Genomic DNA, 12,175 nt, shown 5'->3' on the forward strand with positions numbered 1-12,175 from the left:
TCTTAGAAATCAACTGAAATAGAACCGAGTACGGTTCGCGGAGAGCCTTGAGCGAATGTGCTATAGGAGGCTACACCAGACCAATAACGCTCATTTAAAATATTGGTGATATTTAGTCTCAACGTAACAGGCGTATTCGATATCTTAGTCTTATAGGCAGAGCCAATATCGACGGTTGTCCATGAAGGTATTGAATGAGTATTTTCTTTATTAACGTATTGACGAGTATGGTAATTGATATTGCCATTGATACTTAAACCTGAAACAGAAGGGATATCATATTCCGCACCAAAATTTGCGACCCAAGGGGAAACGCCAATCGGTTCATTTCCTTTATTTTGCCCAGATGCAGTTTTGGTGAGCTCTGCTTGAATATAAGTGACGCCGCCGGTTAAACGGAGAGAATCAAATGGCTTACCAGAGACACTTAGCTCAATACCACGATTACGTTGTTCATCGTTGGCAGAATAAATCAGGCTGTTAGGGTCTAATGACCCGCTTGGTTTACTGATTTGGAAAAGGCTCAGTGTTGTTATTGCGACGGGTTGTTCATATTTAACGCCTAACTCATATTGCTTAGAACGAAATGGCTTCATCATTTCGCCGCTATTTTTAGCATTAACCGGAGCAGTACTTCCTTTGCTGAGACCTTCAACATAATTCGCATATAGCGAGATATTATCAGTAGGTTTAAACAATAAACCGACTAATGGGGTAATAGCGGATTCATCATAAGTTGTTGAAAGAGCCCCTAAAGTAAAGCTATCAGATTTTATATTTTGATAGCGAATACCGGGGGTGACCATAAAGCTATCGTTAAAAAAGCCAATTGTATCGACCAATGAAACCCCTGAAAGTGTATTTTCGGAGCGTTTTGTTATTTCTGGGTAATCAGGGATTTGTTTATCAATATAAGTAGGGTGATATAAGTTGGTATTGTATGGTGTGCCTGCATTTGTACCGACATTATAACGATCAAAATAGCGGTTCCACTGTAATGCGAGTTGATGAGAGGTATTTCCTGTCATGAATTCACTTTTGATACCAGTGCCAACAGAGTAACGCTGGGTTTTGCTTTGAAAATTCATGATATATGTGGAGATATCCCCTTGATCATTAAGGACGGTGTAGGTTTGTTCATTAACCCGATCGATACGGGTTCGAGCACCACCAATATCCATAAATAATGAGGTATTGCTTAGCACATCATATTCCATATGTAATAAGGCGGAATCATCATTGGATTTCCACCATGTCCATGGGCTAGCTAAATTGGTTTTCCCACTAGGCGCAGGTGGAACAACCCCATTTTCCCCTAAAAAAAATGGACGATTAGTCGCATTCATATTTTGGTTTTGAGTAATGAGATCCAATGAAGCGCGAAAGCGTTCACTAGAATAATCTAGCGCGATAGCACCGACGCCGAGCCGACGGTCTTGATGGTCAACGGCAGTATTACCATTGGTGTAACTTCCATTCACGCGAATACCAAAATATTGGTTATTCCCTAGGTCATATAAACGGCCAACATCTAATTTACCACCTAACTGAGAGTCACTTAGATATTGGGCGGTTAAGCGAGTGATAGGTTGCGCACTGGCACGTTTGGTTACGACATTGATAACACCACCAACCCCCCCTTCAGGTGACATACCATATAACAGAGATGCTGGTCCTTTTAGAATATCAACACGTTCAGCGTAGTCTGCTAATAATTGAAAGTTAGGGGATACACCATAGATACCATTAAGCGCAAACTCACCGATATTACCTTCCGTTATAGGGAAGCCTCGAATATATAATGAGTCAAGTAGTCCACCTTTAGAGCTACTAATTTGTATCGAAGTATCGTGAGAAAGAATGTCTGAAATTTGTTGTGCTTGTTGTGATTCTAAATAAGCTGAATTGTAATTAGTGATATTAAAGGGAATATCCATAATATCGTTATCCCCTAATAGCCCCGCTTGCATTGATCTTGAAGAAAAAAGGTTAGGTTGTAGGTTATTATTACCCTTAGCTGATACGATGATACTATCTTTGCTGAGCTTATTATCTGATTTAGCAAAAAGGGTATTAGGATAAAAGAATGAAATTACCACACAAAATAAAGAGTGATAGGTAATTTTATGTTTTGCTATGTCTTTAAATGGTATAGTTAATAATTTATTTTTCATATTGAATTAGTCGTTTTATTCGCTTTATTTACAAGGAAGGAAACAAACTTAGTATTACCTTCTATTGAAATAATAAAAATGGATTCGTTAAACCATGTTGTATTCGATAATTAATATATCGTTGGATATGCATAGTGAGTAGTGAGCGAGTTTGCCAAGGTGAATTCATAAATATTTCATATTCTTGCCTCCAAAAACCTTCATCAATTCGAGGCTTAACTGATTCAAAAATATATTGAGTTATATTTTTTAATTCCCTCCAAAGCTGGTGGTTAGTTAAGCGGTAAAAACGAGTAATATGGACAGCTAGTTCATGTAAATGGCTTACAAAACAAGCGTCAATCAAAAAACTCCGTACAGGTTCTATATCCTCTTCAAAAACGGTCGGTAAAATACCGGGCCAAGAGTAGGCTTGTAATTGATAGCCTTGTTGGTGCAATAGGGGTAAAAAGGCTCGGCCATCACCATAGTCACGGATTAAACATTTTTCTGGGATACCTTCTGATGTGAAGAGTACTTGGGTATTTTGCTGATGAGCTTCAAGAGCAATGCCATATATCAAATACATAGATATAACAGGCTCTAAAATAACTTTTGTATAGCTGCGGAACCATTCACGAGGAGTTAATCCTGATTTTTCAATAAGTTCAGTGAAAATCGGTTTTTGTTGATTTGGTAAAGCAGTAAAGAGTGTTGCAACCGTGATAGGCAATAAATTGTCACTTCTTTCATAAGAATTCGTGCAACGAAATACGACAGAAAGAAAGCGCCCAGCTGAATCATCTTGTTCAATGGCATGTCGGTAGTGGATACCGAGATCTTCACGTAGAGATTCTAATTTCCCATGAAAGTTTTTCTCTTGTTTTAAGATGGTATCGATTAACTGACTAATTCTAGGCCCCATATGGATGGATTTTGCTTGCAAGCTACGCATTTCACTTGTCATCCAAACTGCGATGGGTAATTTAACAAATGCCTTATTAGTGGCATCTGTGGGGAGCATGGTCCTAAAGGACATCGTCGGTTTGGTTTCTAATTGAGGCCCATCAATAAGCAGTATTTCATCTTGAATGAGTTCTGCTGCTTGCTCTTTTACCCAATGATTTAAGTGCCAGGGATGAATGGGTAATGGAAGCCATTGTTGAGGATCCCTACCTTGCTGCCCAAGCCAATCACACCATTGTTGACCAGTAAGTGGAAATTGTTGAAGAAACCAGAGGTGAATATTAGCGACATGCGGCAATGCTTCAATATAGGCCATATCTCGGCGTAGAGCTGCGACAGTAAGATTCACCGTAGCATTAAATTCAGGAGAGTAAGCCATAACATCTTTGGCTTTCATGTTTGGTCGGCTTTTCCATGTTGGATAATAGGGATGCCCTTCAAGTGAGCCCCATTGGTCGAGAAACAAAGCCGCATCGCGGATACTGTATTTATGAACGACCCAATCAGTTAAGTCATTAAAACCGTATTTAGACATTTGTTGGCTAATATCGTGTGACCAATTAATGCGGAAGTTGCGTGCATTAATGTCATTATCGACACTGTTTTTTATATCATTTTTTAATTTATTTAAATTGTTAGGGGTAAACGCTATATTTAAATCTTCTTTTAATATATCAAGCATGTCATCTATCGTTTGAATAATTTCCTTTTGATTGTTTTTATCGATTATATAAATATTTCCATAACTTAATACGGTATTGGTAGGGTATATATCTACATCGGTGAAAAGGATTTTAAATGATGATGTTATGGATTGATAAATATATCCACAATAATCAAAATCCCAATAAAATTGTTTTTTATCAATTAGTTTTTCTGCAAACAAGCAATGAATTAAACGCCTAAGGCTATTATGATGAGAAAATTCAGCATTAATATTTAAAACATTTGTTTGTTTAGGGGTATTCGTCATGATTAGCCTCTTATAGCTATGAGAACGAATTAATTAATGATGAATATCATTAACTAGAAAAATAATTTTGAATACTTGAAAGATATTGGTAATAAAGTTAGCATTGCCGAAAAAAATAGTAAATGAGAATTATTGTTTTTTTTATTCTCAACTGAGATGTAAGGGAAAATAATATGTTATTCAAATGATTGATTAGGAAGGTTCACGATGACTAATTGTTCTGTAACTTATTTATTTGTACCCGGAGATCACCCTCAATTCTTTGATAAAGCGTGTATTAGTGGCTCAGACGTGTTGATTTTAGATTTGGAGGATTCAGTCCATCCTTTACATAAATCTCTTGCTAGGCAGGAAGTTATGGATTGGTTACTCCATTATCCAAAAAAGGAGGTAACGCAAAAAATAGCCATTAGAATTAACCAGCCAAATAGTATTGAATATGATCAAGATATTGATTGGCTAAAGAAAAATAACTTATTCATCTATTTATCTCACCTTGTTATACCTAAAGTTGAATCTGTAGCGATGATCAACGATGTTAAAAAACATCTCTTTGATAATCCGCAACTATCGATGATTGCTATCATTGAAACGGCATGGGGGTTACACCGTGTTTATGATATCGCACATTCAGGTGTTGAGCGCCTTGCATTCGGCTCTTTAGACTTTTCTCTTGATATGCAGTGTGACATGTCTCGTGAATCACTGTTGTTTGCAAGAACACAAGTGGTGCTTGCTTCTCGCCTTGCAAATCTTTTAGCTCCTATCGACTGTGTCACACCAGATATTGATGATTTGGCTGCTTTAGAGCAAGAGTGTTTGCATGCTAAAGCTCTTGGTTTTACAGCAAAATTAGCTATTCATCCCTATCAAATTGCTATTATCAAGCGATCGTTTGATATAACACAGCAGCAGCTGGCTTGGTCAAAAAAAGTATTACAACAATCTCAAGAGCAGTATGCCTTTAAAGTGGATGGCAAAATGGTAGATTTACCTTTAATTTTGCAGGCAAAGAAGTGGCTAAATACCCACAAATAAAAATACGCCTAATTTGCTTACCGTTTCTGGCATCATTCCCGTCCATTTATTTCGTCGTAATGAAAAATAGCGATTTTTTGTATCTCTGTATCGATACAACGAACGATTGTTTTTTTATAGGATAAGTTCCTAGGTTTGTCACGTTAGCCTAAAAAACGTGACATATCATGGAACATCTCTTGCCACTCGTTTTCGTCTATTTCCATCAAACCAAAATAGCGCAACATAAAGGCGCCCTCGGTAGCAAGAAACATCAGCCGAGCGCGTTTGCCATGCTCTGTTGAGGTGTCTAAATGGCGCAATCTATCACGATACCAAACACGGGTACTTTCTAAGTATTCAGGGGTTTGTAGTAAAGCTGCCATTAATGCTGCCCCCTTCGCCATCGCGACTTTGTCATGTTCATAGGTTGCAAGCCGATGGGCATTAATACGATTTTCTGGGGAGCTGTCTTTTTCAATCTCACGGTTAAATATTTGCTCATAGGTATAACCCCAGCGTTCAAACATTGCATCGATTAAGGCATCTTTGTTACCAAAACAGTATTGAACCCCTCCTTTAGAGATCCCCATGGATTTTGCGACTGCATCAATCGTCAGAGCAGCAGCACCTTGGTTAAGTACGATGTTTTCAGCGGCATCGAGCACTTTATCTCGATCGATAGTTCGTTGACGTCCCATTTAACAAAAACCTCTTTTCAATACATACGTATGGATTTATATTGTAGCACGATCATGAATAAATAGTGATTAAATAAACTTGTTGAGATGATTTTATGCTAGCAAATTATAAACGCTGGATTATTTTACTTTTAGTATCAAGTGTACTCTTTCTGATTGTTATCGATGTGACGGTGTTATATACCGCGTTACCGCGATTAACGCATGATTTAGGCGCCACATCTTCTGAAAAATTGTGGATCATGAATGCTTACCCATTAATTGTCGCTGGGCTGTTGCCTGCTGCGGGTATGCTTAGTGATCGCATTGGCCATAAGGTCATGTTTCTGTTAGGGCTACCTTTATTTGCGGTCGCTTCTTTATGTGCGGCATTTTCTCCGACGGCAATGAGCCTAATTTTATCCAGAGGCTTTTTAGCTGTGGGAGCGGCGCTGAGTATGCCTGCAACCTTATCGATTGTTAGACACGTTTTCTTAGATCCAAAAGAGCGTGCACTTGCGATAGGTATTTGGTCGGCGGTGGCATCAGGTGGTGCTGCGATAGGCCCTTTGGTTGGTGGTGCGCTGCTTAACCACTTTTGGTGGGGATCGGTCTTTTTAATTAATGTTCCTGTGGTATTGCTGGTATTACCTTTTGCCTATTTTTTAATTCCTAAATGTGGCGGAACAGGCTCACAAAAAATTGATTATCTTGGCTCTGGGTTAGTGCTAGTCGGGTTAGTTGGCATTATTTATGCTCTAAAAGAGCTGGGTAAGCCTTATACCAATTGGTGGGAGTTGACTATTGTTGGGGTTATCGGTGGGCTATTTTTATGGTTATTTAGCCGCAGACAAATAGCGTCTGAATCACCAATGATTGATTTTAAATTATTTTCTAACCCTCGTTTTAGTGCCGGTATTTTAATGGCGATATTATCGATGGTGATTATTGTGGGTGTCGAACTCCTATTGAGCCAAAGACTACAATTAGTTCAGGGGTATACGCCACTTCAAGCGGCGCTGTATATTATCCCGATCCCGATTGCTTCTGTATTAGCAGGCCCATTAACTGGAATGTTATTACATACAATGGGGGAAAGACGTTTAACCGTCATTGGCTTTGTTTGTACTTTGGCAGGGGTACTTGGTCTCATTTCTATTTATCAAACCTCAACAGGTTTCATCTTATTGTTATTCCTGTTTTTAATTGGTTTTGGTTTAGGAATTATTTTTACGACAGCTTCAACAACCGTGATGCTCAATGCGCCAGATAAAAAAGCCGGTATGGCCGCGTCTATTGAAGAAGTCGCATATGAAATTGGTAGTGTGTTGGGTGTAACCTTTATGGGGGGATTGATGAGTGCCATTTATACAATGAAATTATCATTGCCCGATAGCTTAGTCGTTGATAATAAAGCTTATGATAGCATTGATGAAGCTTTTATTGTTGCGGAGCATCTGCCGCACGAAAGTGCTAATTTATTGATAAATCAAGCGCACATAGCGTTTGATCAAGCCTTTTTTGGTGTCATGGTATCGACAGCGATTATTGTCATAATCAGCACGCTGTGTATCCCTTACTTTTTCCGTAAAAATTAACGTTAATGAATAAAGGGAAGTGAATTAAATGACACTTCCCTGCTTTTACCACGTATCCCCCACGCGGGAGTATTACTTCACTTTCCTGATCAACAGTGCGGCAAAGAATGGACAAATGGCAAATAAAATAAATAACCAAACAGAGGCTTGTTGAGCGCCTGCTATTCCACCAGGGGAAATCAACCCGCTGTTATTCACGACGACACCCACGAGCGCGGCAGAAAGCGCAGTCGCATATAGTTGAACGGTAATGACGGATGAAGACGCGAGATTTTCTTCACCACTAGGGGCGACACTGAACACTTTTAACACCAAGTGTGGCCAGCAAATGCCAATACCAAGGCCAACTCCCATCATTGCGACTAAATAAATTGTAAACAGTAAGATTGAACTCACAAGCTCCGTATGAGGAGTCAAAATGGCTAACACAATTAATGAAATAAATATGATGATTGGCCCTATACGAAGTATTTTTAACACGATTGGGCCAGTTTTATTGGCACTTAATAATGCGCCAATCGTCCAACCTGCTGCCATAATCGCTGTAAGATAGCCTGCTGATAATGGCGAGAAGTGGTGGATGGTTTGTAAGAAATAAGGAACATAAATTTCCGTTGTCATACCACCCACCAACAAGCTCATCGTTAAATAAATCACACCGAGTGAATTTTTTAATGAATAAGTGCCTGTTGGTAGTAATCGCTTACCTTTTTTACCATCGATTTTTGCGATAGTGACCAATAAGATAAGGCCAACGAATAGGCCAATGGCATTGGATATCAACTGACTGGATAAGCTACCGATGGAAATCGCTAAGACGGAAATCACTAATAGTGAAATAGCGAGAACAGGCAGTTTACTGATCTGTTGGGATTGATTTGTCCTTTTAGGCAATTGATTTATCACGATTAGAACGAGTAGAAGTGCAACGGGAAGTAGTGACCAAAAAGCCCAGCGCCAATGACCCGTTTGAGCGAATATTCCACCAATAGCAGGACCGCAAAGTGTCGCTATTCCCCACATACCGGAAACAATGCCCATGGCACGTGACCAAAGGTTTTCAGTAAACACAACGCGAATAAGGGCGTAGCTTAAGGCGAATAAAATTCCACCGCCTAGCCCTTGTAACGCTCGCCCGCCAAGTAACATTAACATTGATGGTGACAGTGCACACCAAATGGAGCCTAATGAGAAAATAAGCAGAGCCGTTAAATAGGCGAATTTAGGCCCTAATTGATTGAGTATTTTACTCGACAGTGTTGAACCCACAATTGAAGTAGCAACAAAAATCGTCGTATTCCACGCATAATATTCAAGACCACCGATATCATTGACGATACTAGGTAAGATAGTTGTCACAATATAAATATTGATAGCATGAAGAGCGACACCACCGGTGAGGGCAATCGTCAATAATGCGTTACGACCACTAAGTAAATCAGCCCACTTAGCTTGAGTTGTCGTGGAGGGGTCATTGCTCATAGCGAGACCTGCTAGACGAGAGAGTTAAAAAAACGTTAATATCCAAGTATTGACTTGGATATTAGAGTGACAGAATGATTAATGCAAGTGATTACTTTGATAATTTAAATATCAGCCAAGCAGTTGATAAGGTTTTGTTTTGCATAAAAACAAAAGGTCCTATCTCGACAGCTGTGATTGCAAAAGACTTGGCAATGACGGGGGAAGCGGCACGCCAGCATATTCAGAAACTGACGTCTTTAGGTTTAGTTGAAGGGGTGCAATGTACCTCTCAAACCGGAGCGGGCCGACCAAGGCAGAATTGGGTGCTCACAGCATTAGGGCATCAGCGCTTTCCTGACACACATGCTCAATTAACATTGCAGCTCATTGATTCTGTAAAAAATATTTTTGGTAATGAAGGGCTGGAAAAGCTAATTAGCCAACGAGAAGGGGAAGTTAAGGCGAAATATTTGTCGCGATGTGGCTCTTTACCTTTCGTTGAACGATTACAGGCATTAGCCGATGTTCGCAACGAAGAAGGTTATATGGCACATATTGAGCAAGATGGTAATAGCTGGTTATTTATTGAAAATCATTGCCCTATCTGTGCTGCGGCGACGGTCTGCCAAAATTTTTGTCGTTCAGAATTGCAACTGTTTCGCGATATTATGGGAAGTGATGTGACAGTTGAGCGTGAGCAATATTTGTTAAATGGCGCGGGACGTTGTGTCTATCGTGTACGGCAAATGAAATAGGGCCGAGTGTTACCTCGGCCCTGTTGAGATTGACTATTTTTCGATCTCAACCTGTTCGCTAGATTCGATGTGCGGCGTCAATTCTTCCGTTGTGAGCCATAATGGTTTCTTTTCAAATTGTTCGTAGAGTGACAATTGGTCTTGATAATGAGGTGATGGTTTGCCTTGAGGTGAAATAAAACCGCTTTGGCCTGGTGCGACGACATCCCAAGCTTTCACTTTACCATCGCTAAACACGATCAAATCATTTTCTGTGCCTCTATTATGATACTCATTTTGATGAAAACGCTCTTTTGCATTGGCTTGAGGAACGCCAAAGAAATTATTGGCTCTGAAAGTGAGTGCCGTGGCAGGGGTTTGCCAGCTTGCAAGATTATCACCATATTTTAGGGTCATCTGCTGATAAGTATTGCGTAATGCTTGGCGAATGACCTCATCTTGAGGTTTGCCTGCAAAGAGATCAATCGCTTGAGGAATTGCAGAGCGTTGTCCTAATAACGATTCATATAAGATTTTGGCCCCCGTACTAATATTCAGTGAACCTGTAGGGCCGTCTTGTGTTGTTTCATAGCCACTGGCTAAATACCATTTATCAAAGGGAGCCGGTACAGCTTGACCGAGAGTCGCTTTTAACATCTCCTTGAGCCAGATATCTAATATTGCCGAGCCTGGTTGAATATAATGCTTACCATCCTTTGTAAGATGATTAATGCCATCCCATTGGTTCAGTATATTAGCAAGTTTTACTGCATCATCATCGGCAGGTAAATCACGCGTAGCACGGATGATATAAGGGGTGAATAAGCGATGATTGAGGTCAACACGGCTGGTTTGTTTTAGGATATCCCACATATCCTCTTGGTTTAACAAAGCTTTTGATTCTATCAGTCTATTTATTTCTGTCACTCGATCAGCCGAACCCCATAAGAAAGCAAATAAGTCACTAGCGGGGTAGTTTTTGGCTGGGGAATTATTCCAGTTGGCAATATAACCGGATTTCGGGTTATACACTTTTGGGTTATTGGCAAAGGGTTGCATACCTTGCCAATCCCACTCCCCGGTACCTGGCACTGGAAGGCGAGGGTCATGGTTTTCTTGGCGCTCAGGGTAATGTCCTGTATGGATATAACCAATATTGCCATCTCGATCGGCATAATACCAATTAATGGTCAGTGCTTGATTTTGTGCCTGAGCTTGCCATTGCTGCCAATTTTTGGCTTGTGCTTGTTTTACCCATGCCATCAAGGAAGAGACTTCTTTTCCATCCCACGCTCGAGCCTTGCTGTATGCGATGTTAGCGCTGTTATCTTGTTTGACTATGTTGCCGTGCACCGTTCGATAAACATCTAATGTGACAGGCGAAGCATCTTTCACGTTAATGACCTCTTGGCGGCTGAGCATTTTTTTCCATTGGCCTTGATGTTGGTAATAGTTAGGACGTTTTGGGTCGAGTTTCTCTGCAAAAATATCGACACCATCACCAAAACCAGCCGTTGATCCCCATGCTATGTTGCCATTATGGCCAAATAATATTGCTGGATAAGCGAAAGGGGTGTTGCCAACCAAATCAAAACCAGCACCATGTAAACCAATGCCATAGGTATAGGCTGGGTTAAACCAGCCAAATTGTGGGCCGTTGAGCAAAATTGCGTTAGCGCCATCGGCTTTTGATTTGCCGACAACCCAGATATTACTCGTCGTTGGGTAACCTGCTAACCCGTTCGCACCGCCTTGCTCATATTGCTTGGCAATCAATTGGCTATTTTGCTGTGCTGTTAATGCGATTAATTTGCCGGAGGCATCCTTTGCAGGGCGCTCAAACATAGGGGGAATTAGACGGTAATCGTTTATTTGATTCACCTGAGATTGCTTGTTTTTATTTTTTGTATCTGAATAGGTAAATTCTTGAGCATCAATAGTGGTGGGGGCATTAGGGTTGTTTAGCCAATTTATTTGGTTGAATACTGCTAACCCTGTTTGCTCACCATACTTATCTTTTAAGGCGGTTAATAAGGCTAGATTATCGATTTCACTGTTCATATCTGAGAAGCGGTTAGCCATAGTGCCCACCATAATCATGGCAACATCAAAGCTGTTCCATTGAGATGGTGTGAAGTCATAATCAATAAATTGTTTAGGCATTAATTTATCTGGCGTCGCATTCACTTGTTTGATCCAAGCGTTCATGCCGTCTGCATAGCCACGTAGGATATCCTGTTCTTCTTTAGGGAGATTTTTAATTTGTTGATGGATGGAGTCAGGCCAGTAATTACTGCGGATATCTTTATCAAAGGCAATAAAATCTTTGCCGAGCACTTCTGAAACGGTGCCTTGGGTACTGCGTTTTGCCATTTCCATCTGGAAAAGCCTGTCTTGGGCGACAGCATAGCCATAACCATAAAAAAGGCTATATACGTCATCGGCATAGATATGAGGAACGCCGTAGCTATCTCGATCGATTTTGATTTTATTCGGTTCGGCATAGCCAGTAGATGAAAGTGTTGTTAATCCAAAAATAATAACCGCAGATAATAAGTTGTTTATCTTCATCAGGTGAGTCTCCATTTTT

8 protein-coding genes are annotated in these 12,175 nt (G+C 40.2%); 3 read left to right on the forward strand and 5 right to left on the reverse strand.

All coding sequences use genetic code 11. From position 1 onward, the window contains the following. Positions 1-2 precede the first annotated feature (2 nt). Complete coding sequence (locus PR709_RS13125) at positions 3-2,174, reverse strand: TonB-dependent receptor (protein ID WP_150376165.1); 2,172 nt, start codon at positions 2,172-2,174, stop codon at positions 3-5. 61 nt (positions 2,175-2,235) lie between these two features. Next, the gene (locus PR709_RS13130) at positions 2,236-3,801 is read right to left on the reverse strand and encodes an IucA/IucC family protein (RefSeq protein WP_230084715.1); all 1,566 of its coding nucleotides are present in this window, start codon (positions 3,799-3,801) and stop codon (positions 2,236-2,238) included. A gap of 498 nt (positions 3,802-4,299) precedes the next feature. On the opposite strand from PR709_RS13130, the gene PR709_RS13135 reads away from it, so the two are divergent. Beyond that, entirely contained in the window at positions 4,300-5,130 is an 831-nt protein-coding gene (locus PR709_RS13135) for an HpcH/HpaI aldolase/citrate lyase family protein (protein ID WP_004924028.1), read from the forward strand. A 143-nt stretch (positions 5,131-5,273) separates the two neighbouring features. Here PR709_RS13135 and PR709_RS13140 read toward each other — a convergent pair whose 3' ends face one another. Then, positions 5,274-5,810 carry a TetR/AcrR family transcriptional regulator gene (locus PR709_RS13140; protein ID WP_004924031.1) on the reverse strand — a complete coding sequence of 179 codons (537 nt, stop codon included), beginning with the start codon at positions 5,808-5,810 and terminating at the stop codon, positions 5,274-5,276. Between the two features lie 95 nt (positions 5,811-5,905). On the opposite strand from PR709_RS13140, the gene PR709_RS13145 reads away from it, so the two are divergent. Next, positions 5,906-7,387 (forward strand): MFS transporter, encoded by a 1,482-nt coding sequence (locus PR709_RS13145; RefSeq protein ID WP_004924034.1) that lies wholly within the window; start codon positions 5,906-5,908, stop codon positions 7,385-7,387. Positions 7,388-7,459: 72 nt separating this feature from the next. Here PR709_RS13145 and PR709_RS13150 read toward each other — a convergent pair whose 3' ends face one another. Further along, complete coding sequence (locus tag PR709_RS13150; RefSeq protein ID WP_004924037.1) at positions 7,460-8,869, reverse strand: MFS transporter; 1,410 nt, start codon at positions 8,867-8,869, stop codon at positions 7,460-7,462. Positions 8,870-8,943: 74 nt separating this feature from the next. Between PR709_RS13150 and PR709_RS13155 the strand changes: the two genes are divergently transcribed. Further along, a complete protein-coding gene (locus PR709_RS13155) occupies positions 8,944-9,606 on the forward strand; it encodes a helix-turn-helix transcriptional regulator (protein ID WP_004924040.1) in 663 nt (220 codons plus the stop codon). Between the two features lie 33 nt (positions 9,607-9,639). Here PR709_RS13155 and PR709_RS13160 read toward each other — a convergent pair whose 3' ends face one another. Further along, positions 9,640-12,171 carry a penicillin acylase family protein gene (locus PR709_RS13160; RefSeq protein ID WP_004924044.1) on the reverse strand — a complete coding sequence of 844 codons (2,532 nt, stop codon included), beginning with the start codon at positions 12,169-12,171 and terminating at the stop codon, positions 9,640-9,642. Positions 12,172-12,175 lie beyond the last annotated feature (4 nt).

The sequence above is a fragment of the Providencia sp. PROV267 genome, from assembly GCF_028477825.1.
Taxonomy (GTDB): Bacteria; Pseudomonadota; Gammaproteobacteria; order Enterobacterales; family Enterobacteriaceae; genus Providencia; species Providencia stuartii.